The organism is Bacillota bacterium (assembly GCA_012837335.1).
Lineage (GTDB): Bacteria > Bacillota > Limnochordia > Darwinibacteriales > DTU012 > DTU012.
The window spans coordinates 1-21,536 of record DURM01000039.1 but is presented as its reverse complement, the minus strand read 5'-3'; the positions used below and the strand labels follow the sequence as shown (position 1 = coordinate 21,536).

Annotated in this window: 21 protein-coding genes and 1 pseudogene; 6 read left to right on the top strand and 16 right to left on the bottom strand. The window is 46.0% G+C overall.

What is annotated here, in order from left to right:
• Window positions 1-141 precede the first annotated feature (141 nt).
• The gene (locus GX019_05580; GenBank protein HHT36631.1) at window positions 142-1,182 is read left to right on the top strand and encodes an alcohol dehydrogenase catalytic domain-containing protein; all 1,041 of its coding nucleotides are present in this window, start codon (window positions 142-144) and stop codon (window positions 1,180-1,182) included.
• 45 nt (window positions 1,183-1,227) lie between these two features.
• Here GX019_05580 and pflA read toward each other — a convergent pair whose 3' ends face one another.
• The gene (gene pflA, locus GX019_05575; GenBank protein ID HHT36630.1) at window positions 1,228-2,730 is read right to left on the bottom strand and encodes a pyruvate formate lyase-activating protein; all 1,503 of its coding nucleotides are present in this window, start codon (window positions 2,728-2,730) and stop codon (window positions 1,228-1,230) included.
• 31 nt (window positions 2,731-2,761) lie between these two features.
• Complete coding sequence (gene pflB / locus GX019_05570) at window positions 2,762-5,011, bottom strand: formate C-acetyltransferase (protein ID HHT36629.1); 2,250 nt, start codon at window positions 5,009-5,011, stop codon at window positions 2,762-2,764.
• 300 nt (window positions 5,012-5,311) lie between these two features.
• On the opposite strand from pflB, the gene GX019_05565 reads away from it, so the two are divergent.
• From GX019_05565 to ppsA, 3 genes are all read left to right on the top strand, one after another.
• On the top strand, window positions 5,312-5,935 hold the full coding sequence (locus GX019_05565) for a hypothetical protein (protein ID HHT36628.1): 624 nt from the start codon (window positions 5,312-5,314) through the stop codon (window positions 5,933-5,935).
• Window positions 5,936-6,012: 77 nt separating this feature from the next.
• On the top strand, window positions 6,013-6,648 hold the full coding sequence (locus tag GX019_05560) for a hypothetical protein (GenBank protein HHT36627.1): 636 nt from the start codon (window positions 6,013-6,015) through the stop codon (window positions 6,646-6,648).
• 165 nt (window positions 6,649-6,813) lie between these two features.
• A complete protein-coding gene (gene ppsA, locus GX019_05555; protein HHT36626.1) occupies window positions 6,814-9,324 on the top strand; it encodes a phosphoenolpyruvate synthase in 2,511 nt (836 codons plus the stop codon).
• A gap of 40 nt (window positions 9,325-9,364) precedes the next feature.
• Here the strand turns inward: ppsA and GX019_05550 are convergent, their stop codons facing one another.
• Complete coding sequence (locus tag GX019_05550; GenBank protein HHT36625.1) at window positions 9,365-10,324, bottom strand: pectin methylesterase; 960 nt, start codon at window positions 10,322-10,324, stop codon at window positions 9,365-9,367.
• A 151-nt stretch (window positions 10,325-10,475) separates the two neighbouring features.
• On the opposite strand from GX019_05550, the gene GX019_05545 reads away from it, so the two are divergent.
• Both GX019_05545 and GX019_05540 read left to right on the top strand, forming a co-directional pair.
• On the top strand, window positions 10,476-10,643 hold the full coding sequence (locus tag GX019_05545) for a hypothetical protein (GenBank protein HHT36624.1): 168 nt from the start codon (window positions 10,476-10,478) through the stop codon (window positions 10,641-10,643).
• A gap of 27 nt (window positions 10,644-10,670) precedes the next feature.
• Window positions 10,671-11,933, top strand: coding sequence for a hypothetical protein (locus GX019_05540; GenBank protein HHT36623.1), 1,263 nt, complete (start codon window positions 10,671-10,673; stop codon window positions 11,931-11,933).
• 27 nt (window positions 11,934-11,960) lie between these two features.
• On the opposite strand, the gene GX019_05535 is transcribed toward GX019_05540, so the two are convergent.
• From GX019_05535 to GX019_05475, 13 genes and pseudogenes are all read right to left on the bottom strand, one after another.
• The gene (locus GX019_05535) at window positions 11,961-12,896 is read right to left on the bottom strand and encodes a hypothetical protein (GenBank protein HHT36622.1); all 936 of its coding nucleotides are present in this window, start codon (window positions 12,894-12,896) and stop codon (window positions 11,961-11,963) included.
• A gap of 30 nt (window positions 12,897-12,926) precedes the next feature.
• Window positions 12,927-13,367: an ATP synthase F1 subunit epsilon gene (gene atpC / locus GX019_05530; protein ID HHT36621.1), complete on the bottom strand. Its 441-nt coding sequence runs from the start codon at window positions 13,365-13,367 to the stop codon at window positions 12,927-12,929.
• Between the two features lie 2 nt (window positions 13,368-13,369).
• A complete protein-coding gene (gene atpD / locus GX019_05525; GenBank protein ID HHT36620.1) occupies window positions 13,370-14,770 on the bottom strand; it encodes a F0F1 ATP synthase subunit beta in 1,401 nt (466 codons plus the stop codon).
• Window positions 14,771-14,784: 14 nt separating this feature from the next.
• Window positions 14,785-15,639 (bottom strand): ATP synthase F1 subunit gamma, encoded by an 855-nt coding sequence (gene atpG, locus GX019_05520; GenBank protein ID HHT36619.1) that lies wholly within the window; start codon window positions 15,637-15,639, stop codon window positions 14,785-14,787.
• 12 nt (window positions 15,640-15,651) lie between these two features.
• Entirely contained in the window at window positions 15,652-17,163 is a 1,512-nt protein-coding gene (locus GX019_05515) for a F0F1 ATP synthase subunit alpha (GenBank protein HHT36618.1), read from the bottom strand.
• Window positions 17,157-17,699, bottom strand: a complete 543-nt coding sequence (atpH, locus tag GX019_05510; protein HHT36617.1) for an ATP synthase F1 subunit delta — start codon at window positions 17,697-17,699, stop codon at window positions 17,157-17,159. The genes GX019_05515 and atpH overlap by 7 nt, the downstream gene beginning before the upstream one ends.
• Window positions 17,687-18,238, bottom strand: coding sequence for an ATP synthase F0 subunit B (locus tag GX019_05505; protein ID HHT36616.1), 552 nt, complete (start codon window positions 18,236-18,238; stop codon window positions 17,687-17,689). The genes atpH and GX019_05505 overlap by 13 nt, the downstream gene beginning before the upstream one ends.
• 49 nt (window positions 18,239-18,287) lie before the next feature.
• Window positions 18,288-18,560, bottom strand: coding sequence for an ATP synthase F0 subunit C (gene atpE, locus GX019_05500; GenBank protein HHT36615.1), 273 nt, complete (start codon window positions 18,558-18,560; stop codon window positions 18,288-18,290).
• Between the two features lie 45 nt (window positions 18,561-18,605).
• Complete coding sequence (locus GX019_05495) at window positions 18,606-19,265, bottom strand: F0F1 ATP synthase subunit A (GenBank protein HHT36614.1); 660 nt, start codon at window positions 19,263-19,265, stop codon at window positions 18,606-18,608.
• 48 nt (window positions 19,266-19,313) lie between these two features.
• Window positions 19,314-19,703 (bottom strand): hypothetical protein, encoded by a 390-nt coding sequence (locus GX019_05490; protein ID HHT36613.1) that lies wholly within the window; start codon window positions 19,701-19,703, stop codon window positions 19,314-19,316.
• Between the two features lie 13 nt (window positions 19,704-19,716).
• A complete protein-coding gene (locus tag GX019_05485; GenBank protein ID HHT36612.1) occupies window positions 19,717-19,953 on the bottom strand; it encodes an AtpZ/AtpI family protein in 237 nt (78 codons plus the stop codon).
• 305 nt (window positions 19,954-20,258) lie between these two features.
• Complete coding sequence (locus tag GX019_05480; GenBank protein HHT36611.1) at window positions 20,259-20,855, bottom strand: uracil-DNA glycosylase family protein; 597 nt, start codon at window positions 20,853-20,855, stop codon at window positions 20,259-20,261.
• Window positions 20,827-21,528: pseudogene (locus tag GX019_05475) on the bottom strand (alpha/beta hydrolase). Before GX019_05475 ends, GX019_05480 begins: the two are co-directional and overlap by 29 nt.
• Window positions 21,529-21,536: the final 8 nt, after the last annotated feature.

Genomic DNA, 21,536 nt, shown 5'->3' with positions numbered 1-21,536 from the left:
GTTCGACGGAACGCCCTACCGTTACGAGAAGATTAGACTGTCTGAAGTGGAATTCCTATGTGGTTGTCAAAGGTCAATGACTTTGATTAACATGGTATGTCTGCATCACCATTGTACAAGGAGGTTTAAGGTATGGCAGAAATGAAGGCTTTCGTTTATCACGGTCCGGAAAAGATGAGTCTCGAAATGGTTTCTAAGCCGATAATTCAACAGCCTACCGATGCCATTGTAAAAGTCACCACTTCTACTATCTGCGGGACTGATAAACACATCCGCCACGGCGGACTTCCAGAGGTAGAACCGGGCCGGATCATTGGGCATGAATTCTGTGGAATTGTAGAGGAAGTCGGTTCGTCAGTCACCAGATTCAAACCTGGAGACCGTGTTGCCGTATCATGCGTTACTCAGTGCATGGAATGCTTCTACTGCCGCCGGGGCATTTATTCTCAGTGCGAAAACGGCAGCTGGATCTTCGGATATATGATCGACGGCTGCCAAGCTGATTATGTTCGGGTACCATATGCAGACTCCGGAATGCACTTGATTCCTAATGATCTGGAGGATGAAGATGTCTTGTTTGTAGGGGATATTCTATCGACAGGATACTTCGGCGCTGAATCCGGCAAAATCCAACCAGGTGACACCATCGCCGTGTTCGGTTCTGGCCCTGTGGGAATGTGCGCCATGGCCACAGCCCGCCTCTGGGGACCGTCCAGAATTGTTGCTGTGGATATCGATGATTCCCGCCTGGAGTTTGCCCTTAAACACGGCTGGGCTGATGTTGGCCTTAATCCAAACAAAGTTGATGTTGTGCAGGAACTGAGAGACATGACCGACGGCCGGGGCGCCGATGTGACTATCGAAGCCAATGGTTTTGAACCTACATTTAAAGGAGCTATTAACAGCGTTCGACCCAGCGGCACAGTCTCAATCATCGGCGTTTTTGAAAAACCCCAGATTGTAGAAATGAATAAGCTCTGGATCAAAAACATCACCATCAGAATGGGACTCCTGAATGCCAATCGAATTCCTGAGTTAATCAAGCTAATTAGAGCAGGTAAAATTAATATGCGGCCATTAATCACCCATACGCTGCCGCTGACCAAAGTTGCTGAAGCATATGATATCTTTGAAGAGCGGCGCGACAATGCCATTAAAGTGGTACTTAAGGCCGATGCCTAACAGAAAAAAGGTGGCCACTACGCTGGTGACCACCTCCTATTTTTATTACAGCACATATCTTTCTAGGGCTTCTATATCCTTTACAATGATTACTCTGTTTCCGATCAATTCAATATAGCCCAATTCTTTGAACTCGCCAAGCTTTCTAGTGATTGTCTCCCGTCTCAGTCCGGAATAGTTACCCAGCTCTTCCCGACTCATGGACAGTTCCAGCCTAATGCCTTCCTCGGTTTCCACCCCGATCCGCTTCACAAGTTTTAAGAGCAGTCCGGCTGTTTTCATAGAAGCATTGCTGGTTGCCAGTCTTTGAATCAATTCTTCTGCCCAGCGAATTCTTTCGAAGCTTTTTACTAATACACTGCGGAGCACTACCGGAGAATTGTAGAAATATCGGTCGAAGGTAGCCTTAGGAATTACTACTACCTTACAGTCGGTCAAAGCTTGACCAATATACCGGTAAGGAGTCTGAACTAGAAGATTAAGTCCCCCCACAAAGTCCCCATCCCGGTAAATATAGAAGATCTGCTCTTCTCCATCAACTGTGTTGACATAGATCTTCATCTGACCCTCGTAAATCAGGTACATAAAGTCAGGTGGGTCGCCAGTTTTAAAGATCAGCTCTCCAGCCTTGATATTCGATAGGATCACTTCGTTGAACACAGCCTCAACATCAACTTCGTCAACATCGTTTAAGAGAGGAAGCCCACGCAGAGCTTGAAATACCTCCGCTTTTTCCTGTTCAGAGGCTACTTCTCTTTCCTTCAGCTCTTTAAACTTCTCCTGCCTAATCTTCTCCCTGTCTGCGCGCTCCTGCCGCAGTTCATCTGCAAAAAGTTTATTCGCATAAATCTCAAACTCTTTAGCTCGCTTTTTATCCATAGGCTCTACTCCCTCAAGACGATAGGGTATTCCCAATTCGTGGTATTTCTTTACCCCTGAGGTGTGGTAGGGCAAGATCTCGATCCGGTCCACTTTGTTGCGAATAGGCTTAATGATTTGAATAAACTTCTCCATCGACTCTTTATTATCTGTTAGACCAGGAACCATAACATGACGCACCCAGATCTGCCCATTAAAACCATTACGATCTAAGCTGGCAAGAAAATCCAGGTATGCGTCAAATCCATCGATAGTAGTCAAATCCAGAAAACTTTGGCGATCAAAGGCCTTGACATCCAAAATCAAGGTATCTACCAATGGAAGGATCTGCGCATTAAAACGTGGATTGCCAAACCCAGAGGTATCTATACATGTATTATAACCTTCCCGCTTAAGCAGTTTCAAGCATTCGTACACGAACTCTCCCTGCAGCAGCGGTTCGCCACCTGAAAAGGTTACCCCACCTTCTTCTCCATAATAGGAGCGATACCTGCTGACAAGCTTTACAACTTCCTCGGGAGTCATGGCGCGGCCCCCTACCCTTTTTAAAGTGTCAGGATTATGGCAGAAGGCGCAGCGAAGGGGACAGCCCTGCAGGAAAAAGACCGTGCGTGTCCCCGGGCCATCTACCAAGCCCATGGTTTCAATCGAGTGGATATATCCCTGCATTTTATGTCCCCTCTTTCTAAGTCAATTTTAGCTAAAAAGCCTCATGGAATGTTCGGTTGAGAACATCCAGCTGCTGTTCTCTCTCAAGACGATTGAATCTTACAGCATAGCCGGATACCCGAATTGTTAGGTTCGGATATTTATCCGGATTTTCCATAGCATCAATCAGCAGCTCTCGATCGAGAACGTTGACGTTCAGGTGGAATGCACCTTGATTAAAGTAACCATCGAGAATGTTAGTCAGATTGGTTACCCGCTCAGCCATGTTCTTGCCTAATGCATCCGGTACGATGGTGAAGGTGTTAGAAATACCGTCTTGGTTAACATGTTTGTAAGGAAGCTTAGCGACTGAGTTCAGCGAAGCCAGCGCACCGTTGGTGTCTGCTCCATTCATTGGGTTTGCACCCGGCGAGAACGGTTCACCTTTCTTGCGGCCATCCGGAGTAGTTCCGGTCTTCTTGCCGTAGACAACGTTCGAAGTAATAGTCAGAAGCGAAAGTGTATGCTCAGCGTTTCTGTACGCCGGATGTCTTCTCAATGCTTCCATGAAATACTCGTTCACTTCAACAGCGATCTGGTCAACACGGTCATCATCATTGCCATAGCGAGGGAAGGTGCCTTCGACTTCGAAGTCTACTGCAATCCCATGCTCATTGCGGATAGGTTTAACCTTGGCATATTTAATGGCAGACAGCGAGTCGGCAACAATTGCCAGGCCAGCGATGCCGAAAGCAATGAATCTGTGCACATCTGCATCATGCAGAGCCATCTGACCAGCCTCATACGCATACTTGTCATGCATATAGTGAATGGTGTTCATTGTGTTTACATAGATCTCCGCCAATTGATCCATAACCTGTTTGAAGGTTTCCCAAACTGTATCGTAATCCAGAACATCTTGGTTGTTCATGGCAATGCCGGGAAGAACATGCATTGGTTTATCGGAGTTCTTCTCAGTTTTAATTTCATCATGTCCGCCGTTGATAGCATAGAGCAGTGCTTTAGCTAGATTAGCTCTGGCACCGAAGAACTGCATATCCTTACCTACCCGCATCGCCGATACGCAGCAGGCAATAGCGTAATCATCGCCATAGATCGGCCGCATCAGATCATCGTTTTCATACTGAATGGAGTCAGTCTTAATGCTCATATACGCGCAGTACTCTTTAAATGCCCTCGGCAGATCGTTTGACCATAGAATAGTCATGTTCGGTTCTGGAGCTGTTCCCAGATTGATCAGGGTATGGAGGAAGCGGAAAGCAGTTTTGGTTACTAGAGTTCTGCCGTCCTCACCCATACCACCAATGGATTCGGTTACCCAAGTTGGGTCTCCTGCAAACAGCTGGTCGTACTCAGGAGTTCTCAGATGTCTGACCAAACGCAGCTTAATTACCAGCTGGTCAATGAGTTCTTGAGCAGTTTTTTCATCGATTAAACCTTTTTTCAGATCTCGTTCCAGATAAATATCCAGAAAAGTGGTGTTTCTGCCAATACTCATAGCTGCGCCGTTGTTTTCTTTAACAGCAGCAAGATAACCGAAATACAGCCACTGAACTGCTTCTTTGGCGTTGTAGGCAGGTCTGCCGATATCAAAACCATACTTGGCAGCCATCGATTTTATCTCATCTAAAGCGCGAATCTGCTCTGTAAGCTCTTCCCGGAGTCTGATAATCTCTTCAGTAGCCGGACCGGTTAAATTTCCCTTATCTTTCATGCGCATTTCTTTGAGGTAGTCGATACCATAAAGAGCTACACGGCGGTAATCACCGATAATTCTGCCGCGGCCATAAGCATCAGGAAGACCAGTCAGCAGTCCTACAGTGCGCACTTTTCTCATTTCAGTTGTATACGCATCAAATACGCCCTGGTTATGGGTTTTTCTGTATTCGTTGAAGCGTGCTTCTAGTTCCGGATCAATTTCGAGACCATAGGCTTCCAGGGAGCTTTTCAGCATCCGCCAGCCGCCATATGGGTTCATGATCCGCTTCATCGGCTCATCTGTCTGGAGACCGACAATTGCCTCTTTATCTTTATCAATATAACCCGGGTCAAAATTGTCAATACCGCTGAAGCGCTCTAAATCAACACTAATGGTCTTGTTTTTGACCTCATTTTGGATCAGCTCATTAACTTTTTCCATAATGCTTGCGGTGTTTTCAGTCGGACCTGACAGAAACCCTTCATCGCCCTCGTATGGAGTGTAGTTTTTTTGAATGAAGTCCCGCACATTAATCTCTTCAGACCACGCTCCCGGAGTAAAACCTTCCCAGGCTTTGGCCATTTCTTCTCGCAAGAATAAGTTCTCCTTCATATCATACTCACCTTCCTATTCATAACGTAAGCTGAGAAGCTGGGTAATATCCTTAGTTACAAGCTAATTATAGGCTATATCAAAAAAAATTGCTGTGACCCAGATCACTTTGACAGTTTTGCATTTGTTAATTTTGATATATTCTGTTTAAACTTTAGGACGAACGAGCGGTTATAGAAAAAATGGGAGTACAAGCTCAGCGCAGAACTCGATACCCCAACATAATATAGGTATGCAAAACCCCCATCAATAAAAGGAGGTGAATCCTAAATGAACAACAATTTATCGGTATCCCCACGTACTGTCGCCCAGGATGTGCAGCCGACAGCAATTAGTCCAATCCCTAATCCTGATCAAGCGTACCTGGATGCCACAACTAAAATAGATATTTCTCAGTTAAATTCTGGCAGCTTATACAATTCCATTACAGATGGCACTCTTACTGTTACTTTCAGCAATCCTGTAGAAAAGCTGGGGCCTGTTCCTGATGGTTGGGCTACTTGGTCATCTCCACCAGAGTCAGAAAGTGCTAATCCAGACGTTTTGTATCGCGAAGGAAATAATCTCACCATGATTCTGTCGTCCCCGGTAACCATCTTCGGATTCGAGCTCGAACCATTCTTTTTTGGATTGCAGAACATTACTGTAGATTTTTACAATAACAACACCCTGCTTGACAGCATTTTTCGAATGGTCAACGGCAATGCAGGAGCCAGGCTGATTGCATTAGAGAGCACTCCCCCGGATCTCCCGATCAACCGTGCAGTGATCACTGCACCGGACCAATTTGCCATCGCTCAGGCGCGCTACCAGATGGATCAGGGAATTAACGAGACGCTGCTGCTCTTAGCTTTACTGTTTTTGATTCTGCTCCTTGCGTTATTATTACTCTAACCAAAGACATTGAACAAGAGTCTCAAGCTGCATAGAAGGGTTTATAACTATCACTCCAAGAGGGAGGTGAATAACTAATGAATAACTTAACTGCTCACGTACAAGCTGCACCAGCTCCAGCACAGATTATACAGCCAACAGCCATCAGCCCAATTACTAACCCTGATCAAGCGTACCTAGATGCCACTACCAAAATTGATATTTCTCAACTAGATTTTGGCAGCATGCACAATTCTATCACTGACGGCACTCTGACTGTTACTTTCAGCGACCCTTTAGAGAAGGCGGGCCCTGTTCCCACTGGTTGGGCTACCTGGTCATCTCCACCGGAGTCAGAAAGTGCTAATCCAGACGTTTTGTACCGCGATGGAAATACGCTGACACTAATACTGTCTGCTCCAGTGACCATCTTCGGATTCGAGCTGGAACCTGCTCCATTCGGAACAAACACATTTACAGTCGACTTCTACAACGACAACATTCTGCTTGGCGGAGTATCCCGTATGGTCGATGGTGATGCGGGAGCCCGGTTGTTTGCTCTTAGCAGCACGTCTCCAGATCTGCCCATCAATCGGGTTCAGATCAATGGACCTTCAGATTTTGCCATCGCTCAGGTGCGCTACCAATTAGAAGCTCAAGAGATAGATCCTGCACTAGTGCTCTTTATTATATTGGTGCTTATCCTAATCATTGCATTACTGCTGTTTCTTTAGTAAAAAAAGGGGCTGGGCATTGTGCCCAGCCTGCTCGAGAATCATTACTCCCCCACCTTAATTGTACCATAGGCAAAAATTGATTTATAGACTGTTTATTCCAACATGTCGGTGTTACAATAAAATGCGCAGTGACGTATCTGATCTAATTTGGAGGTATTCCTAATGAATATGTGCGTACTCGACCTGAAAGCTCTCACCAAAGCGGATCACAAATATGTGGGGCATAAGGCGGCTAATCTGGGGGAACTTCACCAAATTAAAGGCATCCAAGTGCCTGATGGTTTTTGTATCACTACAGCGGCCTTCAAGGAATCAGCACCGATTAAGAAACTTACAGCCAGCTTAGATGGTTGTGGTTTAAACGATATGGACAGAATTCGCTGGATCAGCAGCGAGATCCGGAGTTTAATCGAAGTGACTCCAATACCTCAGGATGTTGTGAAGGAAATATTTGAAATGATCTCGCACTTTGGGGAAAACCAAGCCTATGCAGTTCGATCCAGTTCTACTGCAGAGGATCTGCCAACAGCTTCTTTTGCAGGCCAGTATGATACATACCTCAACGTCAGCGGCAGAAAAGCAATACTTAAACACATCAAAAAATGCTGGGCTTCATTGTTTACGGAACGGGCGGTAACGTATCGTCTGCAGAACAAGGTCAAAAACCACACAGCAGCGATGGCGGTAATCATCCAAAAAATGATCAATCCACAGGCGTCAGGTATCATGTTTACCGCTGATCCTGCCACCGGTAACCGCAGCATTTTATCAATTGATGCCTGTTTAGGGCTTGGAGAGCGCATTGTTTCCGGGCAGATCAATCCCGATAACTATAAAGTACGAAGCAGCACGATCATCTCAATGAGGAAACGCCAGAGGCAGGTACTTAACGATCAGCAAATCATAGAGCTTGCGCAGATCGGCAGACAAGTTGAAGCTCATTTTGGCTGTCCTCAAGATATTGAGTGGTGTTTAGCCGATGACTGTTTTTATCTAGTGCAGAGCAGACCGATTACCACTCTCTTCCCTATTCCAGCTGCTGACAATCAGGGAAGCCGAATCTTTGTATCCGTGGGACATCAACAAATGATGACTGATCCAATTAAACCACTAGGATTATCATTTTATCTGCTGACTACGCGTGCCCCCATGTACACTGCCGGCGGTCGATTATTTGTAGATGTCACTAAGAATTTTGCTTCTCCTGCTGGAAGGGAAGCCTTATTAAAGCTGGGTGAATCCGATCCATTGATCAAAGATGCACTTCTCACGGTCGCTGAGCGAAAAGATTTAATCGCAGATCCAAAAATTGAATCCCAGCCAATACCAACAGCGGCGAATTCTCCGCCAATCAGGGAAATTGACCCTGAGATTGTAACTCAGCTGATCAAGCGGGGGCAGACGCTTATTGCAAAGCTAAAGCAGAAAATCCGTTTAAAATCAGGTACTGATTTATTTGAATTCATTTTAGAAGACATCCAGGAACTGCAGCAGTTTTTATTCGAACCCCAGAGCATAAATGTAATTACTACCGCAATGAATGCTGCGAACTGGCTCAATTCAAAGCTGGAAGGTTGGTTAGGTGAAAAGAACACTGCGGATATTTTAAGCCGCTCTGTGCCAAACAACATCACAGCCAGTATGGGTTTAGAGCTGTTGGATGTTGCCGATGCGATTCGCCCCTATCCGGAAATATCATCCTACCTGCAGCAGACCAAGGACGAAAACTTTTTAGAACAGCTAGAGCGATTTCCGGGTGGAACCGAAGTGAAAAACGCCATCAATGCCTATCTGGCTAAATATGGCATGCGCTGTCCAGGTGAAATCGATATCAGCAGAGAACGCTGGGCTGAGAAGCCGCTCACCCTATTACCTCTGATTCTCAGCAGTCTGAAAAACTTTGAATCAAACGCTCGCCGCCGAGTTTTTAATCAACGACTGCAGGAAGCCAAGGAAAAGGAACAAGAAATCCTAACACGCCTGCAGAAACTGCCCGATGGTAAAAACAAAGCTGAAAAAACCAAGTCAATCATCGGCATATTTCGCAGTTTGTGCGGCTATCGTGAATATCCGAAATACCATATGATCAACCGCTATTTCATCTACAAGCAGGCTTTATTAAAAGAAGCCGAAAAGCTGGTTCAGGTAGGAATTATCCACAGCAAAGATGACATCTTCTACCTCACATTTGACGAACTTTGCCAAACAGTGCGCACCCAGACCTTAGATCAGAATCTGATTCGCCAGCGCAAAGCCGAGTATCATATTTACGAGCGGCTTACGCCACCCCGGGTGATGACATCGGAAGGTGAAATCATTGTCGGTGAATACCACCAACAATCAAACTTACCAAGTAACGTTCTTCCCGGACTAGCCGTATCTTCTGGCAAAGTCGAAGGCAGAGCTCGTGTTATTCACGATCTGGAAACAGCTGCCCTGGAAGAGGGTGATATTTTGGTAACCACTTATACTGATCCAGGATGGACACCGTTGTTTTTATCAATCAAGGGATTGGTAACTGAAGTCGGTGGATTGATGACCCATGGTTCGGTCATTGCCCGCGAATACGGCTTGCCTGCCGTCGTAGGGGTTGAAAATGCTACCAAGCTCATCAAAGACGGGCAGAAGATTCGAGTCAATGGTACTGAAGGTTATATAGAAATCTTAGCATAAAATTCAAAAACTGACCCCCTCAACTGAGGGGGTTAACTTGTTACTGCACCCGTGGATTCCAGCCGTCATCTCCAGCTAGCACATTTTCCACAGTATACTCTTTGGCTTCTTCATCGGTCAGAATTTTGGCCCACGGTACTCGCTGATCCATTTTCGCCCCCGGACCATAACTCTTGTACTCAGCATAAAACGTAGTCTGTTCCCGCTCCGGGCGGCTCCAGTTATGCCACCCTTCAGGTTTGATGTGCTCTCCCATATAGGTGTTAATGAACACTGTCCTGCCGTAATCCCGCCAAGGCCTGCCGAGATAGACCGTTTCCGGCTGGGCATCTCCCGTAAGCTTGCAGTTAATCAACACATAACCATATTTCTCGCCTTCAGGAGTAGAAGCCGCTGTAATATACCCAGTATGGCGGTCGTGAGAGAACAGCTCGCAGTTGTAGAATACCGCAGTGGCACCGCCAAATATAAAGTCCACATCGCCGGCGATGAAGCAGTTTTCATAATAGTGTCTGCCCTTTTTCCGCGGCATTCCCTCGCGTGGACTGTCAAACAAGTCACCATTGCCGGTAACCGGCGGCAGAGGACCGGTAAAAATCGTATCTTGATGCCCCAAAAACCGGCAGTTTCTAAACACCACCCGATCCGCATCAATATAAGCTGCCAAAGCTTGTCCCGCTATCTTTCCTGGTCCCGCAGCGTTCTCAAAGGTGATGTCCTCGGCAAGAAAATCATCCCCAGTAATCAGAACTGTGTAAGAATTGAATGTTCCGTATTTTTTTCCATCCGGCCATCTTTTGAGGGCGCAGTCATCGTAGGTAATAACCGTTTCCATGCCTTCACCCTTGAGCGTAATCAATCTTCTGTCAATATGCAGTTTCTCATGGTATCTGCCTTTTTTGACCTGAATGATTGTTCTTGTTGAGTTATCCTCAGGTATGTGATTAATCGCTTCTTGAATGGTTTGAAAATCTCCGCTTCCATCTTGGGCAACAACAATCATTGCTCTCTCTCCTTCTTTAAAATCTAAATAATAATCCCCAGTTGTTAATTATATTTAACAGCTGAAAAACCTTTATTTTCTAGAAGAGATTGCAGAGCTTGTATTAAAACAGCATTTCAAGGAAAAATTAACGATGGAGGTGATTGCAGTGAATGGAATGGCAACCAGCTGGGTTGTTCTGATATTAGGAGTGGTTGTTACCGCGATCGGATACTTTATGCTTCCCGGCGAGTTCGCAGCCGGAGTGTTAGGATTTGGATTAGCCCATATCGTGCTGGGATTTCTCGACATGTTCCGGCCAACGGTGAGACAGTAACATCAATTGTAAAAAGGAGTTGAAGCAATGTTTAATCCCTTTGACCAAAAACCGATTCTGCTTGGCGATGCAATCATGGATTGGGAAACAATCTATCCCAAACCATATTCAAAAATGAATGTTGACCCTTATACCAAAACCAGAGTTATCCTCATGAATGGAATAGAAGTTGAGTCAGTGCTGTTTCTGCATCAATTCCACCGCAACTGCACTAACAATGAGCTCCGACGTGATTTAGCATTCATGCGCCGTTCGGAACAACAGCAGCAAAAACGGATCAACTGGTTGTCCCCAATTGATGAAACTCCTCTGGAAACAACCATCGGCTATGAGCATTTAGCTGTTGACTTAACCGCGTGGTTAGCTCAGAATGAGCCAAATCCTTATGTTAAGCAGACCTTGGACTTCGCTCTGTTGGAGGACTTTGACCACCTTTACCGCTATGCTAATCTGCTTCACATGGATAAAAACGTTCCTGCTCATAATCTTGTGCAGGAATACGTGGAAATCACTCCCGGGCGCCCCACAATCTCTGAGCACCGCCACCCGAACGAAGCAGTTCGCTTTTATGTAGACTTTAAAACCGCTGACATCCAAACCAAACTCAACACTTTAATCATCACTGCCGCTGAACAGCAGACCATGAACTTCTATATGAACATCGGCTCAACCTACTACAATGATCTCGGCCGCCAGCTGTATCAGGAAATTGCCATGATCGAAGAGCAGCATGTCAGTCAATACGGCTCGCTGCTCGATCCTAACTGCACTTGGCTGGAAAACCTCCTGCTGCACCAGTACATGGAGTGCTATCTCTACTACTCGTTCTATCAGGATGAGATCGACCCAAACATCAAGATGATCTGGGAATCCCATCTGGAACAGGAAATAGCACATCTCCATCGGGCAGCCGATCTCCTAGCAATATATGAAAACAAGCACTGGAGTGCTGTTGTACCGGGCCCCTTCCCGAAACTGCTTAAGTTCCATGACACCAAACAATATGTCCGCCAAGTGATGAGCAATCAAACTGAGTTGACAGCTGATTACGAGCACCTAAAACCTATCTACGACCTGCCTGAATACCACGGCTTTTTCTGGTATCAAAATGCGGTCAACAATAATGTCAACATGGTGCCGAGCCACACCGTTATTATGGAGCACCAGCGTAAATATGGCCGGGATTACCGCTCAGAAATTGAGGCTCATCCGGTTGAATCGTTAAGGGACCGCAAGACCGATAACACCCAAATTGGCCGTTCAAAGCAGAGGGTACCCCAACTTGTATAAACAAGAATAAATAGAAAAGCAGCTAAGTCATTGGACCAGGCTGCTTTCTTGCTTCAATCCTTTTGGTTCGTCATATCTAAACCCTTTATATAATGCTATACCCGCTTCCAGCGCGGTAAGGATGATGATTGCAGTGATAGAAATCAGTTTTAGTTGGATAAAAAGCTTTGGGTCAAACTGGACAAACTGCTGCAGACCATCACCAATCCATTCTGATAGTTCATGGATAATCCAAATAAACAATACTGTAGAAAGTGTATTCATCGCAGAAACGACTGCAGCTGTTTTTCTAGTCCATCGACCTTTAACAATTTTGATCAGCTCGATAAATATGTTCAAGATAAATATGATTAATACAGCTGGTTTCAACCCGATTCCGGTCAGGTCCGCCAAGTACCAAAATATCGGTGCAAACAGCGAAGTAATAAAGATCGAAACGAGTGATTCCCGCCAGGATATTAAAGCCTTCTCATGGGGTAGTTCCGGAAGCCGGGCTGGATCCCATTCGCTCAGTTCTGAATCTGGTTCTGGTTTCCTTTCCCGGTAATCCAACAGCGAAAAGATAAGTGTTATCAGGGCTGCTCCTGCGACAAGTGAAGTCAGCAGCGAAATCACATAGTCTTTAGCAGCTGCTTTGATACTGCCTCCGGACAGCGCTGTCTCCATTCCGGCGGCGGCTGCGATCCCAAGCAGCAGAGCAAGTGCAAAAACTATCAGCACCGATATATATTGATGATAATAACGGGGTCCAATTAAATACCGCTTTTTTCCCTGATATCGCTCCGCTAATTCTATGGGATCTCCCAGATCAACTAATACCTGGCGGATCACCTCATCTTCAGGGAGCTTCTTGTCCGCCATAAGAATCCGAGTGTTAATTGACTCCCGCAGTTTACTGCTGACCTCAACTCTGGATTTTGCCGGGACCTCGCTGATCACGGCATAAATATACCTCTCAATCACTGCCATCCCGCCTATCTGACAGCATCCCCTTTATGAATCAGATTCTGAAATATCATAGTCAGGTGATTCACTTACATGAGAGCTGACTTCAATTCTAACCAATGAGCGGCGCATCATCACCTGCAGTCTGCGGATTTGATGTTCTTCCTTTTCTTCCATGATGGTAGCCTGAACATCCTGCAGATCGCGTTCAGCCCGTTCACGGTCAATTTCATCAGGTTTTTGAGCAATGGTACTGTAAATGTTTACCGATGTTGGACTGATTTGAGCAATGCCGCCAAAGAGAGCAAGTTTTTTAATCGAACCATTGTTATGAATCCGCAGTATTCCATCGCCGAGTACTGTAGAAATGGGTTCGTGACCGGGCAGCACTCCCAAGTCACCGTCGATACAGCGCATAACCACCATATCGGCTTCTTCCTCGAATTTAAGTCCCCGAGGAGTGGTTATTTTAAGCTCGATTTTTTTCATGATCAACCACCTCGAGCGCTTTTGTATTTCTCCACTACCTCATCGATAGTACCCACGTTGAGAAAATATCCTTCAGGGATCTCATCGTGCGCACCTTCAATAATCTCTCTAAAGCCGCGAATTGTTTCACCCACCGGCACATAGCGTCCCGGAATCGACGTAAATTTCTCAGCAACATAGAAGGGCTGAGACAGGAAGCGCTGAATCTTTCGGGCTCGATTAACAATCAGCTTATCTTCCTCAGATAGTTCATCCATTCCTAAGATTGCTACGATATCCTGCAGATCTTTATACCGCTGCAGAATACTCCTTACAGCCTGAGAAACCCGGTAATGCTCGGAACCGACAATACTGGCTTCAAGAATCCGCGATGAAGAGTTAAGAGGATCAATCGCTGGATAGATACCCTGCTCAACAATGGCTCGAGATAAAACAGTCATCGCATCCAAGTGAGCAAATGTAGTGGCGGTAGCCGGATCGGTAAAGTCGTCGGCAGGAACATAAATCGCCTGCACCGAGGTAATGGAACCTGACTTTGTCGAGGTAATCCGCTCCTGTAACGCACCAATCTCATTGGCCAGCGTCGGCTGGTAGCCTACAGCACTGGGGGTGCGTCCCAACAGCGCCGAAACCTCAGAGCCAGCTTGGACAAAGCGGAAAATATTATCAATAAACAGCAGCACGTCCTGCTGCTTTTCATCCCGGAAATACTCAGCCATGGTCAGACCACTCAGGCCAACCCGCATTCTCACACCAGGGGGTTCATTCATTTGACCGAAGATAAGAGCAGTATTCTCAATAACCCCGGAGTTTTTCATATCGTGATAGAGGTCGTTGCCCTCACGGGTACGCTCCCCTACACCGACGAACACAGAATAGCCGCCGTGTTCCTTGGCAATACTGTTAATCAATTCCATGATCAGGACTGTTTTTCCTACACCTGCACCGCCAAATAAACCGATTTTGCCGCCCTTAGAAAATGGGCAGAGCAGATCAATCGCTTTGATTCCTGTTTCGAGCATTTCCGGCTGAGCAATCTGCTCTGTAAACTTTGGCGGTTCTCTATGAATAGGCCAGTATTCTGCGGATTCGATACTCGGTTCGTTGTCAATCGGCTCTCCCAAAACATTGAGCATGCGGCCGAGAACCGCTTCACCAACCGGCACGGCGATAGGTGCTCCGGTGTCAATGGCTTCCATACCACGTTTTAAGCCATCGGTAGGATGCATGGAAATGCATCGCACCGAGTGATCGCCTACATGCTGCATGACTTCCAGCACGATTTTATCGCCGCCAAAAGGTACCTCAATTGCGTTGTATAGAGCAGGTAATTCGTCCTCGAAACGAATATCGATAACCGCACCAATAATCTGAGTGATTTTACCTATATTTTTAGCCGTCATGTGCTTCCACCTTTTTAATCAAAATTATTCAAAACCTCTGCGCTGCCAACAATCTCACTGAGTTCCTGAGTGATCGCTGCCTGCCGCTTACGGTTAAAAACACGGGTCAGCTCCTCAATCATGTCCTCAGCGTTTTTTCTGGCTGCATCCATCGTAACCATGCGGGCTGCCTGCTCGCTAGTGTGCGATTCGGAGAACGCTCTAAACAAACTCATGTGCAGATAGAACGGAATGATATGATCGATGTATGTGAAAATGTCCGGTTCGAATTTACGATCATCGTCGTCTACTGCTGTACTATCCGAGAAAGCCGGCAGCAGCCGATCTACATGGGGGATATAGTTTAACAGTGACTCGAACTGGGTATAAACGATAAATACCTCATCAACTTCGCCGGACAAATATAAATCTGCTGCCCACTTGGCAACACTTTCTGAACCATAATACACCTGGGCATCCGCTACATCAGTAATCGTGCGGACAATGTTCTTGCCCCGCTTTTTAAAGTATTCATGGCCTTTGGAACCAATAACGAGCAGTTTCTCATTTTTTCCTTGATTCATATGTTCCAAAGCCTTCGCCATGATATTAGCATTATAACCACCAGAAAAACCCCGATCACTAGTTAAGACGATATATAAAGAGTTCTTAGCTTCTCTTAGTTTAAAAAAGGGATGTTCTTGAGCTTTTAGACAAGTTCCCAGCTCCTGAACAGTCTGAGTTAGTTTATGATAGATAGGACGTACACCTTCCAACTGCGCCCGCGCCTTATGCAGCTTTGTAGAAGCGATCATGTTCATCGCTTTTACGATCTGCTCTGTTGAGCTGACATTATTTATTCTTTGTTTAATCTCTCGCAGCGAAGCCACATCGGTACCTCCCTATCCGTAGTTATACTGTTTCTTTACCTCCGCAATTACTGCATCAATTTCCTTTTCCAGCTCCTCCGAAATCTCGCCTGTTTCTCTAATTTGTTCTTTAATATGAGCTGCATGACTATCAATGTACTTGATTAAGTCTCTTTGGAACTTCAGAATCCGTCCAAGCTCAATATCTTTCAAATGATTGTTGTTCAATGCGTAGAGAATCAGCACCTGGTCTTCTACCGGCATAGGTCTATACTGGGGCTGCTTAAGAACCTCCATAATCCGCTCACCATGATTTAAGCGATCAACAGTGTCCTGGCTGAGATCAGACCCAAACTGAGAAAATGCAGCCAGCTCTCTATACTGGGCAAACTCAATCCTAAGCGGTCCAGCAAGCTTCTTCATCGCCGGAATCTGGGCTGAACCTCCGACCCGTGACACTGAGAACCCCGGATTGATTGCCGGACGGATGCCGTGGTTAAACAGATCCGCTTCCAAATAAATCTGACCATCGGTAATCGAAATTACATTCGTGGGAATATAAGCGGAGATATCCCCTTCTTGGGTTTCGATAATCGGTAAAGCGGTTAAAGTTCCGCCGCCATGCTCATCGCTTAGACAAGCCGCCCGCTCTAAGAGCCGCGAGTGCAGATAAAAAATGTCACCTGGGAAAGCTTCTCGACCCGGTGGACGGCGCAGCAGCAGGCTGATCGCCCTATATGCGACCGCGTGCTTTGACAAATCATCAAACACCACCAATACATCTTTACCCTTGTACATCCACTCTTCCGCAATCGCACATCCCGAATAGGGTGCCAGATACTGGAGTGGAGCTGAATCGCTGGCAGTCGACAGCACTACTGTTGTATAGTCCATCGCTCCTGTCTCATTTAAGACTTTAATGATTCTCGCCATGGTGGATGCTTTTTGCCCAATTCCTACATATACACAATAGACACCTTTATCTTTCTGGTTAATGATTGCATCAACAGCAATCGCCGTTTTGCCCGTTTGGCGATCGCCAATGATTAACTCCCTCTGGCCTTTGCCGATCGGTACTAAAGCGTCAATAGCTTTGATTCCGGTTTGGAGAGGACGGTTAACTTCTTGACGCATAATCACACTGGGAGCCGGACTTTCAATCTTGCGGTAACCATCAGCCGCGATAGCACCTTTGCCATCAATAGGCTCTCCAAGCGCATTAACCACACGACCGAGCATGCCATCGCCTACCGGAACTTCAGCCATTCTTCCGGTCAGCTTAACAGGATCACCTTCTTTAATTCCAGCGTCAGAACCCATAATAACTGCGCCAATCGTGTCTTCATCTAGGTTCAGCGCCATTCCGTATGTACCGTTCGAAAACTCCAGCAGTTCGCCGCTCATGGCGCCATACAGCCCATGTATTCTGGCAATACCGTCACCAACCTGGATAACGGTACCGGCTTCCGAGAAGTCTAACTGCGATGAGTAAGACTTGATCTGCTGCTTAATAACTCTGCTTATTTCATCTGGTTTAACTACCATGCGCAACCTCCCCTCTTCAAACGTTCCTTCATCATATTCAACTCGGATCTCACAGTCCGATCGAAAATCATTCCGTCAACTAGAATATAGAATCCGCCGATTACATCAGGATCAACTGCTGTTATAAGCTCGATCTCCATCTTGGTTTTCTTAACTAATGCTTGACGAACAGACTCAATCTGCGCTTCAGTAAGCGGTTTAGCTGACACAAGCTTTGCCTCGATGCGTCCCAGGCGTCTTTTTACCCGCTCGATAAATTCAGTTAGCGCAGGCACTATCTGCGCTTCTCGACTTTTCCTGACCGCAAGGTGCAGAAAGCCCATCAAATGCTCGGAAATCTGAGCGGCAAATGCGTCATTGAAAAACTTTAGCTTAGCAGTGTCCGGAATATGCGGATGGATAAGAAATGCCTGCACATCTTCATCGTCAAGGGCATCTCTCACTACGATTGCCTGCTCTAAATCCTGCTCTAAACTGCCTTCTTCGTCTGCTAGTTCTAACAGAGCCTGTGCGTATCTATCCGTTAATGCTGCCATTGCGCTTCCTCCAGCTGGGCCATGGCTTCCTCGAACAGCTGATCCTGAACTGCATCGTCAATTGTACGGGCAATATACTTTTCAGCAATCAGGGAAGCTGCCTCTATAATATACAGACGGGACTCTTCTTTCAGCCGCTCCCGCTGGGCAGCGATACTTTCGGACGCCTTTCTTTTTATCTCATCTGCTTCAAATTTAGCTTCAGCTAGAATCGCTTTGCTTTCCTCAACAGCTTGAAAGCGAGCTGCTTCCAGGATTTCTAAGCGCTCTTGATCAATCTCTTTCAATTTTTCCTTGTATTCAGCAATCAACTGTTCAGCTCTGGCCTTTGCCTGTTCGGCCTCATCCATTCGGTTTTGAATGCGATCTGCCCGCTTCTGCATAAATTCTTTCACCGGGTTATAGAGCAGATAACCTAAGCCTCCAGCCAGGATTATCGCATTCAGAAGTTGGATGCCGATTTGAATCAGTGTCTGCGAATCAAGTCCAAATAAACGTCCTTCGGGAACTGTTTGAGCCAAAAAGATCAGATTATGCAAATTCGATTGGCCCCCCTTTCACTCCGCTTTTGCAAACTACCGCCCATTATCAGCCAAGCAGATCAAATAATCTGTTTACAAGTGGATTTGCAAACAGCATGATAATGGCGATCAATAGACCGTAAATACCGGAAGTCTCTGCAAAAGCAAGTCCCACAAACATCGCACTTCTGATATCATCAGCAGCTTCTGGCTGTCTTGCCATAGACTCAATTGCCTGGCTGGCAACTTTTGCCTGACCAAATGTGGTAAACAACCCGTTAAGAAGTGCAATAGCAGCTGCAATGTGAACAATACCGATTACCAGACCTAAATTTTCCATAGAAAAATCCTCCAATCATTTTTGTTTTCTAGTTTTTCTTAATGGTTACCAGGCATCATCAGCGGCGATTCTGATGAACATGAGACTGATGATGACAAAAATATAAGTCTGCAGGCTTCCAAACAGCACATCAAAAAATGCGTGCAGGAATGCCGGGATGCCGATTTGAACAAACTTCGGCGTTAAAGCATAGTAAAGCGTTAGAATAATTGTGCCGGAAAGCATATTGCCGAACAAGCGGAAACTTAGAGCAACCGGTTTGGCCAGCTCTCCAATTAAATTCATGGGAAAGAAAATCCAGTGGGGATCAATATATGTTTTTAAATAAGCGCCTTTGCGGTACTTTAGACCCATGACAACCATAAGCACAAAAGTGGCAAGGGCAAGGGCAAATGTAGTTGCCCAATCAGCCGTTGGCGCTCGCAGTCCAAAGATACTGGACAAAGCACTGAAGAGTATAAAAGCAAAAACCGCAAAAAACCAAGGTGAAAGATAGGAAAGCGTTGAGCCTATAGCATTCACAGCGAAGTTGTCAAACATCTCGACAATAATCTCAATCGCGTTTTGGAATCCTTTCGGGATTTCCTGAAATCTCCTGAGCTTGATCCGGGCTACAATCGCGATTGCGATGAGGACCAGCATAATGATCCAAGTGTTGACAAGAGTTTCTGTTATCCAGATTTCAACACCCGCAATCTCAATCACACCGTAATTTTTTACATTCAGTAAATCGATGTCCTATCACCTCCTGCATTAATGTTTCTCTAAGTTAGCACCTTTTGGTGAAAACTTGAACGTATACAGGGCTATCTGGTAGGCAAATATGCCTGCAGCTGCGCCCCACAAGCTGATCCAGGGAACCAAAGCTGCGATAAGCAAAGCGCCCCCGGTAAGCAGGAGCCTCAAGATATGATGCATGCTGACATAGGTTCCCGCTCGTCCTTTATCCATAGCAAGCGCTTTATCTACAGCGCGCTCAAGCAGCATTACTTTACCTACACTGACTCCTGTACCCAATACAAGTCCCAGTAGAAATGGCAAAAAAGCCAGTGAGTGGTAATAAATTACAGAGCCTGCCAGGCAGATTGCTGAGATAATCAGGATGGCAGTGATCATTCTTCTTGCTATATCAGATAGTTTCATGGCTTCACTCTCCCTAGAAATCCTTCAACAAAGACCTGATTGCTGCCCCAAGACCCAATAAAGAACAGATCAGCAGCAGCCATGGCTCTGTACCCAACCAGCGATCTAGATACTTGCCTAATAAAACACCAACTAAAATTGTTGCTGCCATGGTAACGCCTACTTGTGAAAAATAGGCAAAAGCACTAAACAGAATTTCACTATTTTTCCGGCGCTTTTTGTTATTGTGCTCTTTGCTCAAGCCCACCATACTCCTCACAGATAGTGCTCTATCCTACAGGTCCCATTATTACCTAGATCTTACCATGAATTAGTTGACTCCGCAAGTATCCACATGCTAACCAACCGGCATGTGCACGCTTTCACAATTATATCATAATAATAACCCAGTGCGGTACACTGAGCCGGGCGGAACATTTGTGAACGTGTTCACACCACAATCTTAAAAGATTTATTTCCCTCGGTCAAGCTACTTTACAGATTTTTTGGCAAATATTAACATCCGGCTTGAAAACTATGCCATGGCTCCCCAAATCTGTACCTGCTCTCTTAAACTTACTTGACCAATCGATCGATCAGCTGTCTTAATACCGGTAGGACCTCTTTGTCAAACCACGGATTGCGCTTAAACCACCCGATATTAAGCGGCGAAGGATGAACCAATGGAAAGTACAGGGGCTGATAGCTTTGATAGTTTCGCACCGTTTCCGTTAAATTCTCCCGGCACCGGTCCTTCAAGTAGTGTTTTTGAGAGTAACTGCCGATAAGGATGATTGTTTCTATATTGGGCATTTCCTGAAGCAGTCTTGGATGCCATTTGTCAGCAAAGCCCTTCCTCGGCGGCAGATCTCCGGATCTACCTTTTCCGGGAAAATAGAAATCCATGGGCAGATGAGCAATAAGGTCGGTGCTGTAAAACAGCTCTCTCGACATCCCCAACCACTCCCGCAGCCGGTCTCCACTTAAGTCATTCCAAAACAGGCGCGTTTCCTCTGCCTTTCTGCCCGGAGCCTGCCCAACAATAACAATCCGAGCATCCTTAGAGGCTTTAAATAAAGGCTCGATACCTCGTTGTGTATACGATTGATTCATTGGATCACTCATTATCTCTTGCTTGATCTTGTCAAAAACGCTCACTTTTATCACTTCCATTTGTAAAAATGTCCGTTATGAATGCTTCCACTTCATCCCACGCAGTGTTAGCCTCCGCAAGCTCTGGAAACAGCATCTGAAACACATGGAACATACCAGGATAAGCTGTCAGCTGGACAGATACACCCGACTCCTTGGCTTTCCGTGCCACTTGAACAGTGTCATTAAGCAGCACCTCATCCCCTCCCACCTGCATCAAAAGAGGTGGAAATCCACCATACTCTCCATAGACTGGTGAGATGTAAGGATTATCTGCTCTGTAACTGCTCACATAGCTCGGCTTTAACAACCGATAATTAAGGTTAGTCCAAGCTCACATGGTTATTACACCCGCTGGAAGCACTAATTCCTGATCCCTTAGATAAAGCACGGTCGCAAGTGCTAGTCCACCGCCCGCGGAGTCTCCTGCAATAATAATGTTGTCGGGAGCATAACCTGGTTCCAGAAGCCACCGATACGCCAATACAGCGTCTTCCAAAGCTGCTGGGAAAGGATGCTGAGGAGCAACCCGGTAATCAACAGTTAATACCCCGGCACCGCTGATCTCAGCATACTTCACCGCTGCACGCCTATACGTTATTCCATTATCTTTAAGAGAGCGGACATAAGCCCCACCATGAAGCTGAAGAATAACCTTGTCGGGTCTAGTATTTGCTGCTTGAACCCATTCCATGGTGATTC